Genomic DNA, 18,416 nt, shown 5'->3' on the forward strand with positions numbered 1-18,416 from the left:
CGGCTCCCCAGAGCGGAGGTCGACGAAGGCGGTCGTACGGAGGTGCGCGAAACGCGCGCGACGTTCAGGTCTTGGCGCGCATCAGCCGCGCCTTGTCGCGCTCCCAGTCGCGTTCCTTCTCGGACTCGCGCTTGTCGTATTGCTTCTTGCCTTTCGCCAGCCCGATCGTCGCCTTGATGCGACCTTTCGCGTAATGCAGGTCGAGCGGCACGAGCGTGAAGCCGGCGCGCTCGACCTTGCCGATCAGCTTCGCGATCTCCTTCGCGTGCATCAGCAGCTTGCGGGTGCGCACCGGATCTGTCTTGACGTGAGTCGAGGCGCTTTGCAGCGCACTGATGTGCATGCCGAGGATGAACAGCTCCTCGCCGCGCAGGATCACGTACGCTTCCTTGATGTTCGCACGCCCGGCCCGGATCGCCTTGACTTCCCACCCTTCCAGGACGAGCCCGGCCTCGTACTTCTCTTCGATGAAGTAGTCATGGAAGGCCTTGCGGTTGTCGATGATGCTCATGGGCTTGTCGTGGATCCTTGGCGTGTGCTTCAAGCCGGCGCCGGCCGCGCGGCTTGCGGTAGAATCGCGGATTTTAGCAGTTCGGCGCCGAGGCCGTCCCTATCCCCAATGGCTGACGTCAAGAAGCTGGTCCTGGTCGAGTTCACGCCTGCGCAGATGTTCGAGCTCGTCGATCGCTGCGAGGACTACCCGCAATTCCTGCCGTGGTGTGGCGGCACGGAGGTGCATGCGCGCACGGAAAAAGTCACTGTCGCGACGCTGCACATCAACTATCACGGGCTCAAGGCGCATTTCAGCACGCAGAACGAGAAGCTCGCGCCGGTGAAAATGCTGATCCGGCTCAGGGACGGTCCGTTCAAGCATCTCGACGGCAACTGGCATTTCACGCCGCTCGGCGAGAGCGCGTGCAAGATCGAGTTCAACCTGCACTACGAATTCTCGAACCGGCTGCTGGAAAAGGCGCTCGGGCCGGTGTTCAATCACATCGCGAACACCTTCGTCGATTCGTTCGTGAAACGGGCGAACCAAGTCTATCCAAAGAGCTGAGCATGGCCGATCTGATCACTGTCGAAGTCACCTATGCGTTGCCGCAGGTGCAGGAATTGCTGAAAGTGCGCGTGCCGGAAGGTGCGACCGTGCGCGACGCGATCGAAGCCTCGGGGATTCTTGCCAAGCATCCGGAAATCGACCTTGACGGGCCGAACAAGGTGGGCGTCTATGCGAAGCTGACCCGGCTCGACACCCCGTTGCGTGACCGCGACCGCGTCGAAATCTACCGTCCGCTGATCGCCGACCCGAAGGCAGTGCGCAAGAAGCGCGCCGAGGAAGGCAAGGTCATGAAAAAAGGCGGCGGGCCGGCAGGCGAGGAGTAACGCCGAGGGAGGAGTAAAGCCGAGGTCGCCGAGCGTTACCTGCAGGCGGATTCGACGAATTTTTGCGTGCGCGCGATCTCGTCGGCGCGGCCTTCGTCGCCGAGCGCTTCGCGTTCGCCGTCGCGATTGAAGCGCGCGAGGCGCTGGCCGGATTCCAGCGCGACCAGCTGGTTGCGCGCCTGCTCGCAATCGCGCTGTCGCTGGGCCGACTGCTGGCGTTCCTGCTCGGCCTTCGCGGCGGCTTCCGCCGCTTCAGCGCGGCGCTGCCGGAAAGCGAGATCCCGCTCCGCGAGCGTCTCCGGTTTTGCCGCTTCTGCGCTACCGCCCGCTCCGGTGCCGGTCGCCGCATCCTTGCCCGGCTGAACCGTCGGTGTCACGGCCGAGCGCAGCGTCGTCGCGTTCTCGCCGGCCGGGGGCGTGTCGGAGTAATGCACCCGGCCCTCGGCATCGCGCCACTGGTAGATCTGCGCACCGGCGGGCAGCGCGACGAGCAGGCTGATGACAAAGAGATTGATGCGGCGCATCGGTCGGACTCCGTGGAAGCGCCGCTTACAACGCGCGGGCGCGATCTGTATAATACGGATTTGGCCGAAAGGAAAGAAGCCATGCGAGTGATTCAGAAGGCGCTGACGTTCGACGACGTCCTTCTCGTGCCTGCCCACTCGACCGTTCTGCCGCGCGATGTCAGCCTCAAGGCGCAATTGACGCGGAATATCCGGATCAACATTCCCCTCGTTTCCGCCGCCATGGATACCGTGACCGAATCCCGCCTCGCGATCGCGCTGGCGCAGGAAGGCGGCATCGGCATCCTGCACAAGAATCTCGCGGTCAAGCAGCAGGCCGCGATGGTCGCGAAGGTGAAGCGCTTCGAATCCGGGGTGTTGAAAGACCCGATCACGATTCCGCCGACGATGAGCGTGCGCGATGTGATGGCGCTGACCCGCCTGCACAAGTTCTCCGGCCTGCCGGTTGTCGAGAACAGGCGTGTCGTCGGCATCGTGACGAACCGCGACGTGCGTTTCGAGACCAATCTCGACCAGCCGGTGTCGGCGATCATGACGCCGTTCGAGCGTCTCGTCACCGTCAAGGAGGGCGACAGCCTCGAGGAAGCGCGCCGCCTGATGCACAAGCACCGCCTCGAGCGGGTGCTGGTGCTCAACGACGCGGCCGAACTGCGCGGGCTCATCACCGTCAAGGACATGATGAAGTCGACCGAGCATCCGCTGGCGGCGAAAGACGACCTCGGCCGGCTGCGCGTCGGCGCGGCGCTGGGTGTCGGGGCGGGCACCGAGGAGCGCGCCGAAGCGCTCGTCGAGGCGGGCGTCGATGTCGTCGTCGTCGACACCGCGCATGGCCACTCGCAGGGCGTGCTCGATCGCGTCCGCTGGGTCAAAAAGAACTTCCCGCATGTCGAAGTGATCGGCGGCAACATCGCGACCGCCGCGGCGGCAAAGGCGCTTGTCGATTGCGGCGCCGACGCGGTCAAGGTCGGCATCGGTCCCGGCTCGATCTGCACGACGCGCATCGTCGCAGGCGTCGGCGTTCCGCAGGTCACGGCGATCGACAACGTCGCAACGGCACTCGCCGGCACCGGCGTGCCGCTGATCGCCGACGGCGGCATCCGCTATTCGGGCGACATCTCCAAGGCGATCGCCGCCGGAGCCGACGTCGTGATGCTCGGCGGCCTCTTCGCCGGCACCGAGGAGGCGCCCGGCGAGACGGTGCTCTACCAGGGCCGTTCGTACAAGTCTTACCGCGGCATGGGGTCGCTCGGCGCAATGCAGCAGGGCGCGGCCGACCGCTATTTCCAGGAGTCCGACGGCAACGCCGACAAGCTCGTGCCCGAAGGCATCGAAGGTCGCGTGCCGTACAAGGGCGCGGTCACTGCGGTGATCCACCAGCTGATCGGCGGCCTGCGCGCATCGATGGGCTACCTCGGCTGCGACACCATCGTCGCGATGCACGAGCGGGCGCAGTTCGTCGAGATCACCTCCGCCGGCGTTCGCGAATCGCACGTGCACGACGTGCAGATCACGAAGGAAGCGCCGAACTACCACGTCGATTGATTCGGCTCAGACGTTCTTGGGGCGGCTGCGGCCGCCCTTCTCATTTCCGGTCCCGTCATGGCACACCAAAAAATCCTCATCCTCGATTTCGGTTCCCAGGTCACCCAGCTCATCGCGCGCCGCGTGCGCGAGCAGCAGGTGTATTGCGAGATCCATCCGTTCGACGTCTCCGACGACTTCGTCCGCGAGTTCGCGCCGGCCGGCGTGATCCTCTCGGGCGGCCCGAACTCGGTCTATGAAGCGGTCGGCTGGCACGCGCCGCAATCGGTTTTCGAGCTCGGCGTGCCGGTGCTCGGCATCTGCTACGGCATGCAGACGATGGCCCAGCAACTCGGCGGCACCGTCGAAAGCTCGGGCAAGCGCGAGTTCGGCTACGCCGAGATCCGTGCCCGCGGTCATTCCGAACTCTTCCGCGGCATCGAGGACCGGACGAACGACGAAGGCCATGGCCTGCTCGACGTGTGGATGAGCCACGGCGACAAGGTCACGGCGCTACCGCCGGGCTTCAAGGTCATCGCCAGCAACGAATCCTGCCCGGTCGCCGGCATGGCCGACGAGGTGCGCAAGTTCTACGCGGTGCAGTTCCACCCCGAGGTCACGCACACGATCAAGGGCAAGGAGATGATCGCCCGGTTCGTGCACGAGATCTGCGGCTGCGGGCACGACTGGAACATGCCCGACTACGCGAACGAGGCGATCGAAAAAGTGCGCGCGCAGGTCGGCCAGGAAGAGGTCATTCTCGGGCTGTCCGGCGGCGTCGATTCTTCCGTCGTCGCGGCGCTGCTGCATCGCGCGATCGGCGAGCAGCTGACGTGCGTGTTCGTCGACAACGGCCTGCTGCGGCTCAACGAAGCCGAACAGGTGATGCTGACTTTTGCCCGCAACCTCGGCGTCAAAGTCATCCACGTCGATGCGACCGAGCAGTTCATGGGACACCTGAAAGGCGTGTCGGACCCGGAGGCGAAGCGCAAGATCATCGGCCGCGAGTTCGTCGAAGTGTTCCAGGCCGAGGCGCAGAAGCTGCCGAATGCAAAGTGGCTTGCGCAGGGCACGATCTACCCGGACGTGATCGAATCCGCCGGCTCGAAAACCGGCAAGGCGCACACGATCAAGAGCCACCACAACGTCGGCGGCCTGCCCGAGACGCTCAACCTGAAACTGCTCGAGCCGCTGCGCGAACTGTTCAAGGACGAAGTCCGCGAGCTCGGCATCACGCTCGGGCTGCCGCACGAGATGGTCTATCGCCACCCGTTCCCGGGCCCGGGCTTGGGCGTGCGCATCCTCGGCGAAGTGAAGCAAGAGTTCGCCGACCTGCTGCGCCGGGCCGACGCGATCTTCATCGACGAACTGCGCGCCGCCGACTGGTACGACAAGACCAGCCAGGCCTTCGCGGTGTTCCTGCCGGTCAAGAGCGTCGGCGTCATGGGCGACGGCCGCACGTATGAGTACGTGGTCGCACTGCGCGCGGTCGAGACTCAGGACTTCATGACCGCGCACTGGGCGGAGCTGCCGCACAGCCTGCTCGGCAAAGTTTCGAACCGCATCATCAACGAAGTGCGCGGCATCAATCGGGTGGTGTACGACATCTCCGGTAAGCCGCCCGCGACGATCGAGTGGGAATGATTCTGCGTCCTCCACCCACTATCGCGGACTATCGCTAAGACCGATAACCTCATTGATTTCATGGGACTTTGCTCTTCACTGCTATCGATGACAATCGGTGCCAGCCAACTCAATTTGACGGTATTTTTGACGGTATTGTTGGAAAGGGCTGCGAGCGCGAGCAGCGTTTACCGTCAGCGGTAATCGGCGCTCCTGACGGTAAACTGCGGCTGAACGCCTTTCATGGCGCGGGTTTACCGTCTATCGTTTGATCGATGCCATCTGACGGTAAACCTTCAGGTCGGGTGACGGTAAACCGATGAGAGGTGGCCGCAATGCTCACAGACGTCAAACTGAAGAGCCTCAAGCCAGCTGAGAAGGCGTACAAAGTCGCCGACCGCGACGCCATGTACGTCGTGGTGGCGCCGACAGGAGGCATCACGTTTCGGCTCGACTACCGCATCAACGGTCGCCGCGAGACCTTGACACTTGGACGCTATGGGCCTGAAGGATTGTCCTTAGCCGAGGCAAGGGGGAAAGCGGTGGAGGCTCGCCGCCTGGCGGCCGAGGGAGTATCGCCTTCGGCAGAAAGGCGGAGGGCGAAGCGCAAGGCACGTGAGGCGAAGACCTTTGGGGACGCCGCGAGCGCCTGGCTCCAAGGTTATCGTATGGCCGACAGTACCCGCGCAATGCGCCAAAGCGTCCTCGAGCGCGACGTGCTGCCGAAATTCGGACGGCGAAAACTCGAGGAGATCACTGACGCCGACGTGCGTGACCTATGCGATGCAGTGCTCAAGCGCGGCGCTCCAGCCACCGCGGTGCACGCCCGAGACGTTGTGAATCAGGTCTATCGCTGGGTGATCGAACGCGGCCAGAGGGTGAAGAACCCTGCCGAGATCGTTCGCCCTTCTTCGATAGCGACCTTTTTGCCGAAGGACCGTGCTCTGTCCGAAAAGGAAGTCGGCATCTTCTTGCTTGTCCTCGAAGAGGTGTCCACGCTGCCAACCATTCGCTTAGCGCTGCGTCTGCTCCTGCTGACACTCGTGCGCAAGGGCGAATTGCTGGCCGCGACCTGGGATGAGGTCGATTTTATGAAAGCGGTCTGGACGATTCCGAAAGAACGGATGAAGGCGCGCCGGCCTCACAACGTGTATCTGTCACAGCAGGCTCTCGACATCCTCGTTGCGCTGAAAACCTGTGCGGGAGGGTCGTCCTACTTATTACCCTCCCGTTATGACGTCGACAAGCCGATCTCCAATGCGACCTTGAATCGGGTGATTGATGTTGCAGTCGACCGGGCCATTGAACGCGCACTTCCATTGGAAAGGTTCACGGTGCATGACTTGCGCCGCACGGCTTCGACCCTGCTGCACGAGGCGGGATTCAATTCGGATTGGATTGAAAAGTGCCTCGCCCATGAGCAACGTGGGGTGAGGGCGGTCTACAACCGCGCCGAATATGCAGATCAGCGCCGTGACATGCTGCAGCAGTGGGCCGATATGGTCGATAGCTGGGTGGTGGCACGCAGTAAGTCTGAGCCGTGTGCCCGAGCAAAATAGGCCCGCGATCGGCTTTTTCATGCCCTCACGGGTCGCGCCCGCCGCTTGCGTACATCGGGTCCCGGAGCCGGCCCGAGTGCAGCGTCGCGCCGCGCGACGATCCAGGCGACGACCTCATCGTAGTCCCAGACGACGCAGCGCGACGTGAGGTTGAAGCGCTGTGGAAACTCACCTTTCTTCTCCAGCAGATAGATCGTTGAGTCCGCCAGCGGAACCATGCGGCGTAGCTCGTCGCGGCGGATGGTGCGTTTCAGGGGCAGCACCTTGGCCTCGTGAAGGGCACGACTGCCCGCAGGCCACTGATCAGGGGTTTGCTCCCCGATAGAAGAATCTTCGTGAGTATGGGTCATGGGGTGGCCTCCCTGCAGCCGGAATCTCCAGCGCCACCGAGGCGGAGAGTTGTGAGTTCGTTGTAACGATCGAGGAAGAGATGCTTCGCTACGATGGGCGCAAGAGGTTGGATCGGGCGGGCGAGGGGCGAGGCCTGCGTCGTACCGATCCATGCGTCGTCGTGGGGTGGGTCGAGATCGCGCCGCGCGATGGCGCGTAATACGAGATCCGCGTACTTGACCGATGGCGGCAGGCAGGGCGGGGCGCCGAGGTCGGCCAGAATGTCTGCGGTCGTCTGGCTCTCGGCATTGAGGCACGCGGCGAGCAGTTTCCTGAGCGCATCTCCGGCGTGGAGGAGGAGCGCCGCCAGGGCGTCTTCGGGCGGCACGATGGTGCTCGCCAGATAGTCGTGCTGCGCCACCGAATAGAAGGTGTGCGCGCGCCCCGCGAAGCAGCACGTGCTCGCGAGGACATGGGCGATGTCCCCGATGCTTACCTGGCCCGGTGCTGTGTTTCCTCCACGGTCCTGACCGGCACCGATCCGGCCGGCGGTTCGGCGCATGACGTGCGCCGCCTGGGATTCATGTTTCATCTGTTTCTCCTTGCTGGCGTTCGTTGTCCGAATGGTCGATGCATGCCAAGGCCGGCCGACGGCGATTGCAGCGGTCGCAAGGCGGGGAATCAGGACGAGACGAAGTCAGAGCGGCGTGGAGAGCCGATCGACGAGCAAGGAAATGAGCGAGCGAGTCGCGTGAAGCGAGAGAGCGAGGCGTCCCCGCCGCGTCTCAAGGGGTGGCGTAGCGCTTTTGAGACGAGAGAAAAAAATACCGGCATGATCGCCGTTTGGCAAGTCCCGGCGAATTACCCAAGACGGGATGCTGCCGAGGTGTTGCCTAAGTTCCTGGTGCGATCTTTGATGTAAGTGGGCACCTGAATCGCCTCAGGATAGGTATGGCCGTAGGAGAGGCGCTCGGGGAAGGAGCCGGAGGGCGGGGGAGTAGGAGAACATCGGTCTCTCTTCGAAGAATGTCGGAGAGGCGTCTCCCACCGAGATCGACATGAATCGTGAGGCTGACCCCGGACCCGAAGGTCGTTCCGGTTACAGGGGCTGACCGGACGTTGAATATATTCGTAGGCGCCATACGCCGGCTCGTCAAGGGGCCGCTTCACAATGTGGCGATTGCGAGGTCCGGTTCTCTGTCGGTGGGTGGCGGCAAAGGAGTGGTCCCCGTGCGCACGACATCGTCAGCGTCGGCCGCGTGGACCTTTACGAAGCGCCCGTCACGGCGCTTTGCGCGGTGATGCCCTTGATGACGTCCAGATGGCCGGCATTCTGGGCGCGTAGCGCTTCCAACTCGCCATGGGCTTGAGCCAGACGAGCGGCCAGGTCGCGGGACTCCTTGCGCATCGTCGACAGCTCTGCCTCGAGGGTCGCGTCACGGCGCTTGTGATCCTGCAGCTGGCTGTCGAGCGTCGCCACTTCATGCGTGTGGCGCGCCTGGGTATCCGCCAGGCGCTCGGCGAGGCCTGCGGCTTTCGCCTCGGCGATCGCGGCCAGACGTTCGGCATCGGTGCGGGCGGCGCGCTCGGCGTCTACGGCACTGCGTAGCCGTTCGTTCTCCCTTTCGAGGATGGGCATGGCGTCGAGTCGAACCTGTGCCTTGGCCAACTCGGTGCGGGTGGTCTCGGCTGCCTGGCGCTCACGGGTCGCTTCATCCCGGACGGCGGAGCGGTCGATCTCCAGCTGCTCGATCTTTCCGGCGAGCGCCGCCTTCTCTTCCTGCGACGCTTGCAGGGCGTCCTCCACCGTCTGGATGTGGTCGGTCTGACGCTCGCTCTCGGCCGCGAGTTCGTCGGCAGCCGCTTGCACGTCGGACAACTTGGCGTCGAGGTCGGCCCGCGCCGTTGCCCGTTCCTGCGTCACGAAATCGAGAATTGCCCGTTGCAGCGCTGGGGGGAGGGCAGAACCCGCTTCGGTCGAGATGGGGTCGCTGCCTTCCCATCGTTGGAACAGCTTGTGGATGGTGCCCAAACTGCCGCTGCCGTGACGCTCGCGGATTTGGCGTGGGGTGGGCTTGCCGCCGGCGGCTTTGATCCGATCGGCGATGGCCGCCACCTGCTCGTAGGTGATGCTGGCTTCCCGGGGCATGTCTCGTCGTCTCCTGTACGATACGTTACGTACGATTGGTTACGGTACGACTCAAGGCTCCACTCCATCCTCTATTCAGCCTCGTTGATTCTCGTGGTGGAGCGATTTCGCGGACGTCTCAGGTCCTTGGCCCGCCGGTGGCGTTCGTCGGGCCGCCAGATCAAGGGGTGTTCGAGCCGCCGACTTACCGCCCAGTGACGGTCTCGGCATCGGCCTTAGGCTTTCGCACCCGACCCAGTCTTCCCAGGCGGTGAGGACTTCACCGTCGATCTCGTCGGGGGCGAGGTCCTCGTGGGCGACCGGTGAACAGTCGATCCAGCGTATGCGCAGCAGTGGTCCGGTGCGTTCGAGGATCTCGACCCATCCGTGCTCGCGATGGATCGCCAGCTCACCCGGTCGCAGGCGGGATGGATGGGTGTTGATGTGTACGACGTTCATATCCCTCACCTCCATGTCAGGGGAATGTCATGTCATCACGGCGCGGAGGGCGCCAGGTTGTGTGCAGGTCCTCGAGCAGAGGAATTCCATCGGGGAGAGCAATCGGCGCGTCGGGCCTTCCCGTGATGGAAGGGGCGCCAGCCCCCTGTCTGGAGGCGTCAAACGTGCGGGGGCGGCGTCAAATGCGGCGCATCAGCTGCCGCCGCAAAGGCGAGAGGTCGTGTGGCCGAAGAAGGGATGGTCGAGGCAAGCACGCGGCGTCCGGGTGGTTCGGCGTTGCCGGACTGAATAGGGGCGATCGGGGCCCCGCGTACCCAGGACACGTTCCGAAGTGGGTCTTGTCCGATCGGAAGCTGGCCGCAATCGTACGCGTAGGTCGCCGTCGGGCGGAAGAGATCATCTCCGTCCGCGGGACTATCGCTGATCAAACGGCGAAATGCAAGGCGGTTTGACAGGCGTCTTGCTCAGGCTGAAGGTGCGCTCGCATCGCTGCGCCGCTGTCAGGGCGCAATACGGCGGGTGTGCGCACTTGCAGTGGCACGCTGCCATGGGTTCGGTGGCGTTGCCCCGTTGACGGGACGTGCTCGTGGCGTAGAATCACCGTCAGCAATCGGCCATTTGGCCGTTGTCCTGCGTCCGGTCAGCCCCTGTAACCGGAACGACCGTCAGGTCTGGGGTTCCGTTTGTGTCACCCACCCGATCGGGAAGATCCTCTTCCCGGTCATGGGATGTGGTCTCCCGATTTTTTTCGTCTGGAGACCGTCATGACCGAATCCAAGCAAGTTGCTTCCAACTCCGCTCCCGAGAAGGAGCATTTCGATCTGCATACCAAGGGATGCGGCTATTTGGGCCGGGTCCGGTGGGTGAAACCGCGTGGCGGTGGTCGTCGAGGCGAGCCCTTTCTCGCATGCGCGATCAATGCTGTTCATGGATCCGTCACGGAACCCGCGTACACGTACTTTGACCTTCGAGTGGTCGGCGCCGAGTGTACCGAGCTCGTTGAACGCTTCAAGCCGGATGTGCAGCAGGATCGCAAGGTCTTCGTGTCATTCCGCGTGGGCGATATCTACCCACATCTTTACTATGCGGACGTCAAGGATTCAGAAACCGGCGAACCCGGTAAGGAACCGAGAGTCATCATCAAGGGCCGTCTGCTGCTGCTGACGCACGTCAAGGTGGACGGTGAAACGGTCTTCGAGCGCCCGAAGACCATAGCTGTTCAGGAATCGGCCGAAAGCATTCATCAGGAACGCAACGGCACCAGCGGGTGATCACCCGGTCAGCCGCTTCAACCCCGGAGCCCTTCATCAAGAAGGGCTCTTTCTCCAGGCCACGGTCTGAAGAAAGAAGCTTTCGTTGTCTTCCAGCCGTTTTGCACGTTTCGGCAAAAACGTGCGTCGTGCGCCCAGTCAGCCCCTGAAACTGGGACGGCCGTCAGGCCCGGGGTCCGTCGGCAGGGATTTGCCTGTCCGCTTCGATCCTGTACCGGTCCGGAAACCCGGTGCATGTTTCAAAGCCGGGGCCACCGATCACGTTGGTGGCCCCCTTGTGTCGCACGCGCCGAGGGCTTGACCCATTCGGTGTCCGATTCTCAACCACCCATCGGGGCGCTCGTCCCCTTCGGGTGGGCAGGCCTCCGATGTCACATTCGGAGATCGCGATCGTGAGCATTACCGTCGAAGGGACCCTGAACATCAAGCGTATCAAGGGGGCCAATGGGCCGTTCTGTGTCGGCGACCTGCTGACCGACATCGGCGAGTTTCGCGTCAAGGATCCCATCCTCGACCAGTTCGAGGAAGGGAGCTACGCGGGGCGCTATATCATCCAGCGTATCTTCCCCTGGTCCTACGCCAGCAATGGCCGGCTCGTGCTGGAGATCCGCGCCCGACTCGTCGATCTGCACGTTGATAGCGGCACCGAAAGGAGCTTGCCGGAAGCGCCGATCGAACCGGACCCCGCTGACGAGGTCTCGGCCCACACCGGTGATCCAGGTGTTGGGCATCGCGAGCTGGAGGCAAGCAATGCGCCCGCGATCGAACGCGGGCAGGGCGATGGGGCGCCGCCGGCGTCGCCCACCACGGGGCCGGATGAATCGCCCGACCTCGCGCTGTTCGGCGATGAACTCCACACGCTGGTCGCGGCGCGCCAACCGGTGAGGCTCGATCCGACCCTCGATGATCGCCGGCGCTTTCGGGCGCAGCGCAACCGCCTGAAAGCCGGACTCCAATACGGCTTTGTGCCGGAAGAGCAGGTTTGGTATCCGGAGGAATCCGACCGGTATCAGGCCTACCTCGCCGCGAAGGCGGGCTCCTCGTAGAACAATCCCGGCGGCCGACGCCGGCCGCCCGCCCGCGCGCGGGCTTTCTGAATCGAGCTCACTGCGTCACGGGACCAGTGCGTTTCGGAAAGCCCGCGAGGGGCCATGAACAACTGGGCAGCAGCACGCCCGATGTGTTGCGGCATTTGCGTCGGCGGTTTTGCCCCGCGCGCCCTTTCATCGGCACCCACGCCTTCCACAGGGGTGCCTCGCACCCGAGCCACGGGCTTCCAGGGCAATGCGCCTGGGTCCGCGGGTGTGACGGAGGCATCGTTCAAGTCTCGTTCAAGCGGAACCAGCGGGTTCCCATCGTCGGCCTGCCCGGGCAGACCGACGATGGGAGTCCGTTTGCAGCGTGCGGCGATCGGCCCGCCGCGCGTGTTGCCTGATGCATCAGCCTGTCAGTCCCTGCAACAGGACCGAGCCTATCGCTCCGGGACATCGTCCACCACCACCCGCGGGTCGCGATCGACCCGTGGAGGGTCTGCGTCCCCCGCATGTTCTCTCCGAGGAGAAGATTCCATGGCCCTGATATTCCCGCGCCTCGCGCGCAATTTCATCAAGAACGGCTACTTTCCGACCGACCAGGCGACGCTCGAGCGGATCGTTGTCGCCCTCGATGTGGCGGGCAATGCGCTGCGGATCCTCGATCCGTGCTGTGGAGAAGGCGCCGCACTCCACCGAGTCGGCGAGGCGCTGGCAGAATGCGGTGCCGCCGTTCAGACATTCGGCGTCGAGTTCGATGCCGAGCGGGCCTGGCATGCGAAATCCGTCCTGCACCTCGCGATTCATGCCGACATTCAGGACGTCGTCGTAGCGCACAGATCGATGGGGCTCTTGTTCCTCAATCCGCCCTATGGAGATGCGGTGGCGGATCGGGCGCAGACCGGCGACAAAGGACCGGACCGGCTCGAGAAGATCTTCTTCCGGCGGACCTTTCAAAGCCTCGCGTTCGGGGGCGTCCTCGTTCTTATCGTGCCCTACTACGTGCTCGATGCGGAGTTCGCAGGCCTCCTCTCCCGCAACTTCGATCGCATTCGCTTCCATATGGCGCCGGAGCAGCAGTTCAAGCAGTGCGTGGTGTTCGGCGTTCGGCGCCGCTCGGACCGGTCTGAACCGCGCACCGTGTCGGCGCTCATCGCCGCCGGCAAGGGCGAGGCGCTCGACCAGGTGTTGCCCGAGTGCTGGACCGCCGAGCCGTATGCCGTGCCCGAGATTGCCGGTGGGGAAGGTCACTTCCACGCGGTCCGCATCGACGCCGCACAGCTCGCGGCCGAGGTGGCGCGACTGCACCCCCACACGCTCTGGCCGCAGTTCCGGATCCACTTCGGTGGTACGAAATGCGCCCACCGCCCGCCCTTGACCGAAATGGGGCGATGGCACCTGGCGCTGGCGCTGGCGGCGGGCCAGGCTCACGGCATCGTGACCTCCGGCAGCGGTCGCACGCTGTTGATCAAGGGCGACACGTACAAGGACAAGGCCCGCTCCGTCGAATTTGCGGAAAGTCCGGACGGGACCGTCAGTGAAACCGTCATTCTCACCGACCGTTTCGTACCCGTGATACGCGGGATCGACTTCACGCCAGGGTCCAGGTTCGGGTCTGTCGTCACGATCCAATAGGGCAGGGCAGACGCGCTGCACTTGGATCGGGTGGAGCACCGCTCCGCCTCGCCTTGCCGGCCCTCGGCGCCGGCACTTTGACCTCCACCGTGGCAACCCGAAGGGTCTCCCTCTCCGGGGCGAGCTCACCTTGGTGTTGCCTTCCAGCCATCTATCATTCATTGGGAGAAACGCGATGCAGCAGGAAATCGATATGTGGGTGCTCGTGCGACACCGTGATGTGCCCCTGCCATCGAGCGCGGGCCGCAAGCGCTCGATGACGGATCCCGAGTGGCGAGCGGGGTGCCTCGAGTATCTTCAGACCACGTTGTTGTGCCACCCGGGCCCTCTTGCGCAGACGGAGGTCGTCTGGCCGCTGGCGTGCCGGGCGCCCGACGAGGCCGAGACCTTCTGGTCGACCCTCCGAGTGGTTCGGGCCAACTTCAACCACGCGCTGGCGAGCACCCTGAATCGCCTGTGCGCACTGCTCCCCGAGGCGGGCGCCGACCAGATGGAGATCCCAATCGGGCGCGACGGCGGTATCGATTGGTCGGAGGCCCTGTTTCCGTTGGGCGCCGCGCTTCTGACGCACGTTGCGGAGCGGTTGCAGGACACGCGTGATTCCGCCGCTGCCGGCGGGGCCGTCCACCATGTGCTGAGCGACGTGGCGCGCCTCCTGTCGGACCATCTCACCGATCAGTCGCCGTTTTTCGATGCGATCGCGCGGTCGGTACGTGTGCCGAGCGACAAGGTGCTGATGTCGGCGCTGGCGCAAGGCGAACTGCTCTTGCTTCCGGTCCGGCGCATCAGCGATCGATAGCTTCTCCTGGGGCGGCTGTGCCGCCGCAAGTCCTCTGCCCCCTTTATCACCCGTCGGGTCGCACGCCCGGCGGGCGGGGCCTCCGACGGGACATTCAGGAGCGAATCATGCACAAATCGCGAAACTTCGACCGCGTGGCGGACGAGTACGAGCTCGCGCAGCTTCAGCCGCTTCGTGTCGCCCTGATGACGGCCGGTAACCCGGACCTGGGTCAGGATCCCGCACAACCACTGCTCAGCGTCCGGAATCGACTGCTGCCGGTCGCGACGCTCGGAGACGCGAGCCGCGCCGTGTGCCGCTTCATCGACGAGCACAACGTCGGCGGCGGCAATTGGGCGGGCGGACAAGTCTTCGACGGCTGCGGCCAGCAGATCGCCTACGTGAGTTACAACGGGCGGGTGTGGCTGCCTGCGCGCACGGCGGCGCCTCGACTGACCGTCCACATGCATTGAGAACCGAGTCCAAGGAGTTGTCTTTCCCCCGTGCCAGTCGGTGCGGGGCCTTTCTCCACTGCCTCGATGCGGCAATGAAGAAAGCGAGGCAATGGAGAAAGCGACTTCATGAAATTGCCGGCGACTCGATTGAGTCGGCGCCGCGCACTGTCAGCCCCTGAAACAGCGACGGCCCTTCGGGGCCCGGGGTCTTCGTCCATTCATCCACCCCATCGGGAAGATCCGCTTCCCCGATGGGGGCGGCATCTCCCCATCTCACGAGGAGCTCTGTCATGGAAAACGTCGAAATCCGGTCGCCACGGGCGATTGAGGCGGAACCCATCATGTTGTCGATCGAGGGTTTCTCCGATCTGTACGCGGATGCCTGCGTCCGCGGCGAAGACGGCGAGCTGTTGCTGCTCTCCCTGTATGGACGCGACACCTCCGTGCTGCAGTTCATGTCGGCATTCTCGGTGCGTCGGGATCAGGGCGGCCTGCTCCAGGCGGGGCAGGCAAGCTTCAACCTGACCGAGGAGGGAGCACGACACACGGTTTTCGTCCCGGAGCCGGAACGGCTGCAGAAGTTCACGGGTCGTTTCCCTGACCGGAACCTGTTTGGATCCCTGACCCATACGTGGCTTTACGACCCGGTTCTGGTTCAGCCCGACCGGCCGGGGGCAACCGCCTGGCTGGTGAGTGACGAGCACGAAGTGCCGCGCTCCCAACTATGGGCTCTGATCCAGGACCTCAGCCCGCTGCCGCTCCTCGAACACTGGTGCGATCCGCTGCTCGACGGCCTGGGCGATCGGCTCTGCATGCCACTGAGCCGCTTCAAGTTCCCACCACTCGGCAAAGTCCGGGGCGTCCGCGTCACGCTCGAGGAGCGGTTCCAGGACATCGTTTCGATGGCCGTCAAGCAGGGTCTATTGACGCTCGAGGCGGACGACCTGGCCGCCGACGCGGCGGAACGAATCCGGGTGATCGCAGAAGCCTTGCCGCGCGCGCAGGCTTCGGCCAAACCCTTGTTCGAACTCGGTCGCGTGGTTATGACGGCAGGGGTCGAACTGCTCCTCGAACGTCATCCGGACCTCGTCGACCGCTGTCTCCGCGCCTACGTGCGGGGCGATTGGGGTGTGAGCTCCGAGCCTGAGCAGAACGACGAAGCCGTTCGATTGGGTGACTGCCGCATATTTGCTGCATATCCGATCGATCCGGCTCGACCGAGCGCGGGCTACGGCGCCAACACTTTGTGGATCATCACCGAAGCGGACCGCAGCGTCACGACCTTGCTGCTGCCCGACGAGTACTGAGCGAAAAGCTCACCGGCGAATACGGTGTGCCTGACGGCTGTCGCCCCTTTCTTTCATCTCAAACCCATGCGGGGACACGTACCCCGCATGGGGTCGGTCTCCGCCTTCTGAAGGAGACCTCCATGCATCTCGCACATGCTGGCTTCGCGCCGGCTCTCGTCCTTCCGGAGCCTGCCCAACTGTCGCTGGCCGAGTTCGTCGACGACTTCGGCGCCAGCTTGCTGGACGCCGTTCGACGCCAGAATCCGCCCGTCTATGACGGCGTGGCGGACCCGCGGCGCGATGCGCTGATGGATCGGCTGTCCCGAAAGCCCTTTCCGGCGCAACGCGATGCCGTCCAAGCCGTGACGCGACTGCTGCTCGACGCCGGCGACCCCGCGGCGATCCTCAACGCCGAGATGGGAACCGGCAAGACCATGATGGCGATCGCCGCGTCCGTCGTGATGCACGAGGCGGGTTTGCGCCGCACCCTGGTACTGTCCCCGCCGCACCTGGTGTACAAGTGGCGCCGGGAGATCCTGCTGACCGTGCCCGATGCTCGCGTCTGGATCCTCAATGGGCCGGACACGCTGCACAAGCTCCTCACCCTGCGCGCGATGCGCACCGCACCCGCCGTGCCGGAGTTTTTCGTGCTCGGGCGAGTGCGGATGCGCATGGGCTTTCATTGGCGGCCCGCGTTCAATGTACGTAGAACGGTGTATCGGGACGAGCTCGGCGCGCGCCACGTCGCCGCCTACGCCATTTGTCCGGACTGCGGGCAATGGCTGACGGACAAGGCCAATGACGCCGAGCTGCCGATGTCGGCGGCGCGGGCCAAGGTGGTGCTCGACGAGAATCGAACCGCTTGCCCGCACTGCGGCGCGCGGCTGTGGACCTTGACCCGCAAGGGCAAGCCGCAGCGCTCGCACCGCGAGCTCGTCGTGGACGCGTTGCAGCAGCTGCCGACCATCGGCGCGAAGACCGCCGAGAACCTGGTCCAACGATTCGGCGAGGAAATGCTCGGCGACATGCTGGCGGACAACGTGCACGAGTTCATCAACCTGATGGACGAGGAGGGCGAGCTCGTCTTCTCCGACCGCCAGGCCGCACGCATGGAGCGCGCCATGGCTGCCCTTGAGATCGGCTTCGGCCAGGGCGACTACCAGGCGACGGAATTCGTCAAACGGTATTTGCCCCAAGGCTACTTCGGCTTGCTGGTGGTCGACGAGGGGCACGAGTACAAGAACGCCGGAAGCGCACAGGGACAAGCCATGGGCGTCCTGGCCGCCAAATGCAGCAAGACGCTCCTGCTGACCGGCACCCTGATGGGCGGCTACGCCGAGGATCTGTTCTACCTCCTCTGGCGTCTCAATCCGAGGGCGATGATCGACGACGGCTACCGCCCGAACGTACGTCGCAGCCTGGGCCCGGCAGCAATGGCCTTCATGCGCGATCACGGTGTCGTGAAGGACATCTACCGCGAGTTGGAAAGCCGCTCCCATCGGACCGCGAAGGGCAAGACGATCAGCCATCGAACGGCGAAAGCCCCCGGCTTCGGCCCGAAGGGCATCATGCGATACGTGCTGCCCTGCACGGTCTTCCTGAAGCTCAAGGATATCGGTGGCGACGTGCTTCCACCGTATCGCGAGGTGTTCGAATCGGTGGTGATGACGGAGACCCAGCGCGAGGGCTACACGAAGCTCGCCGCCGTCCTGACAGCCGAGTTGCGCCAGGCACTGCGCTGCGGTGACGCGACGCTGCTCGGGGTGGTGCTCCAGGTGCTGCTCGCCTGGCCTGACTGCTGCTTCCGCGACGAGCTCGTCAGGCATCCTCGAACGGGCGCCCAGCTTGCATATCAGCGGGCCATCTTCGCCGACGGGGACGTGAGCCCGAAGGAAGCGGCGCTGATCGAACTTTGCCGGCACGAGAAGGGCAGGGGCCGCAAGGTGCTCGCCTACTCGATCTACACCGGAACCCGGGACACCACGAGTCGCCTGCGGGCCCACCTGGAACGCACCGGCTTCAAGGTGGCTGTGCTGCGCGCGAGCGTCGACGCGGCGCGACGCGAGGACTGGGTGGCTGATCAGGTCGAACGTGGCGTCGACGTGCTGATCACGAACCCGGAACTCGTGAAAACCGGGCTGGACCTGCTCGACTTTCCGACCATCGCCTACATGCAGTCGGGCTACAACTGCTACACCCTGCAGCAGGCCTCGCGCCGTTCATGGCGCATCGGGCAGCGCAACGACGTGGCCGTGCACTTCTTCGGATACGCGGATTCGGCCCAAATGGACTGCCTTGCACTCATGGCCCAGAAGATTGCCGTGGCGCAATCCACGTCGGGTGACATGCCGGAGACGGGCCTCGACGTCCTTAACCAGACCGGCGACAGCATCGAGGTGGCGCTGGCCAAGAGGTTGGCGGCCTGACGAA

General features: G+C 64.4%; 18 protein-coding genes. 12 read left to right on the top strand and 6 right to left on the bottom strand.

Going from position 1 to position 18,416, the window contains the following annotated elements:
• Positions 1–64: 64 nt before the first annotated feature.
• Positions 65–511 (bottom strand): SsrA-binding protein SmpB, encoded by a 447-nt coding sequence (gene smpB, locus GO608_RS01810; protein WP_169199155.1) that lies wholly within the window; start codon positions 509–511, stop codon positions 65–67.
• A gap of 108 nt (positions 512–619) precedes the next feature.
• Between smpB and GO608_RS01815 the strand changes: the two genes are divergently transcribed.
• Complete coding sequence (locus GO608_RS01815) at positions 620–1,057, top strand: type II toxin-antitoxin system RatA family toxin (RefSeq protein ID WP_053421874.1); 438 nt, start codon at positions 620–622, stop codon at positions 1,055–1,057.
• 2 nt (positions 1,058–1,059) lie between these two features.
• Positions 1,060–1,383, top strand: a complete 324-nt coding sequence (locus tag GO608_RS01820; protein ID WP_169118314.1) for an RnfH family protein — start codon at positions 1,060–1,062, stop codon at positions 1,381–1,383.
• A gap of 35 nt (positions 1,384–1,418) precedes the next feature.
• Here GO608_RS01820 and GO608_RS01825 read toward each other — a convergent pair whose 3' ends face one another.
• Entirely contained in the window at positions 1,419–1,907 is a 489-nt protein-coding gene (locus tag GO608_RS01825) for a DUF4124 domain-containing protein (protein ID WP_169199154.1), read from the bottom strand.
• A gap of 81 nt (positions 1,908–1,988) precedes the next feature.
• Here GO608_RS01825 and guaB point away from each other — a divergent pair, with 81 nt between their 5' ends.
• From guaB to GO608_RS01840, 3 genes are all read left to right on the top strand, one after another.
• Positions 1,989–3,449 carry an IMP dehydrogenase gene (gene guaB / locus GO608_RS01830; RefSeq protein ID WP_169199153.1) on the top strand — a complete coding sequence of 487 codons (1,461 nt, stop codon included), beginning with the start codon at positions 1,989–1,991 and terminating at the stop codon, positions 3,447–3,449.
• Positions 3,450–3,506: 57 nt separating this feature from the next.
• Entirely contained in the window at positions 3,507–5,072 is a 1,566-nt protein-coding gene (gene guaA / locus GO608_RS01835; protein ID WP_169199152.1) for a glutamine-hydrolyzing GMP synthase, read from the top strand.
• 314 nt (positions 5,073–5,386) lie between these two features.
• Entirely contained in the window at positions 5,387–6,610 is a 1,224-nt protein-coding gene (locus tag GO608_RS01840; RefSeq protein WP_169199151.1) for a tyrosine-type recombinase/integrase, read from the top strand.
• Positions 6,611–6,627: 17 nt separating this feature from the next.
• Here the strand turns inward: GO608_RS01840 and GO608_RS01845 are convergent, their stop codons facing one another.
• The 4 genes from GO608_RS01845 to GO608_RS01860 form a co-directional block, all read right to left on the bottom strand.
• Entirely contained in the window at positions 6,628–6,960 is a 333-nt protein-coding gene (locus GO608_RS01845; protein ID WP_169199150.1) for a helix-turn-helix transcriptional regulator, read from the bottom strand.
• The gene (locus tag GO608_RS01850; RefSeq protein WP_169199149.1) at positions 6,957–7,532 is read right to left on the bottom strand and encodes a hypothetical protein; all 576 of its coding nucleotides are present in this window, start codon (positions 7,530–7,532) and stop codon (positions 6,957–6,959) included. Before GO608_RS01850 ends, GO608_RS01845 begins: the two co-directional genes overlap by 4 nt.
• A 675-nt stretch (positions 7,533–8,207) precedes the next feature.
• Positions 8,208–9,089 (bottom strand): DNA-binding protein, encoded by an 882-nt coding sequence (locus tag GO608_RS01855; protein ID WP_169199148.1) that lies wholly within the window; start codon positions 9,087–9,089, stop codon positions 8,208–8,210.
• A gap of 75 nt (positions 9,090–9,164) precedes the next feature.
• Complete coding sequence (locus tag GO608_RS01860; RefSeq protein WP_169199147.1) at positions 9,165–9,527, bottom strand: hypothetical protein; 363 nt, start codon at positions 9,525–9,527, stop codon at positions 9,165–9,167.
• A gap of 764 nt (positions 9,528–10,291) precedes the next feature.
• Here GO608_RS01860 and GO608_RS01865 point away from each other — a divergent pair.
• From GO608_RS01865 to GO608_RS01895, 7 genes are all read left to right on the top strand, one after another.
• Positions 10,292–10,798, top strand: a complete 507-nt coding sequence (locus GO608_RS01865; RefSeq protein WP_169199146.1) for a DUF3577 domain-containing protein — start codon at positions 10,292–10,294, stop codon at positions 10,796–10,798.
• Positions 10,799–11,190: 392 nt separating this feature from the next.
• A complete protein-coding gene (locus GO608_RS01870; protein WP_169199145.1) occupies positions 11,191–11,844 on the top strand; it encodes a DUF3275 family protein in 654 nt (217 codons plus the stop codon).
• A gap of 522 nt (positions 11,845–12,366) precedes the next feature.
• Entirely contained in the window at positions 12,367–13,464 is a 1,098-nt protein-coding gene (locus GO608_RS01875) for a DUF6094 domain-containing protein (RefSeq protein WP_169199144.1), read from the top strand.
• A 175-nt stretch (positions 13,465–13,639) separates the two neighbouring features.
• Complete coding sequence (locus GO608_RS01880; protein WP_169199143.1) at positions 13,640–14,263, top strand: hypothetical protein; 624 nt, start codon at positions 13,640–13,642, stop codon at positions 14,261–14,263.
• A gap of 107 nt (positions 14,264–14,370) precedes the next feature.
• Positions 14,371–14,715, top strand: coding sequence for a hypothetical protein (locus GO608_RS01885; RefSeq protein WP_169199142.1), 345 nt, complete (start codon positions 14,371–14,373; stop codon positions 14,713–14,715).
• A 272-nt stretch (positions 14,716–14,987) separates the two neighbouring features.
• On the top strand, positions 14,988–16,004 hold the full coding sequence (locus tag GO608_RS01890; RefSeq protein ID WP_247002764.1) for a hypothetical protein: 1,017 nt from the start codon (positions 14,988–14,990) through the stop codon (positions 16,002–16,004).
• 122 nt (positions 16,005–16,126) lie between these two features.
• Entirely contained in the window at positions 16,127–18,412 is a 2,286-nt protein-coding gene (locus GO608_RS01895; protein WP_169199141.1) for a helicase, read from the top strand.
• Positions 18,413–18,416 lie beyond the last annotated feature (4 nt).

The sequence above is a fragment of the Aromatoleum buckelii genome (genome assembly GCF_012910785.2).
Lineage (GTDB): Bacteria > Pseudomonadota > Gammaproteobacteria > Burkholderiales > Rhodocyclaceae > Aromatoleum > Aromatoleum buckelii.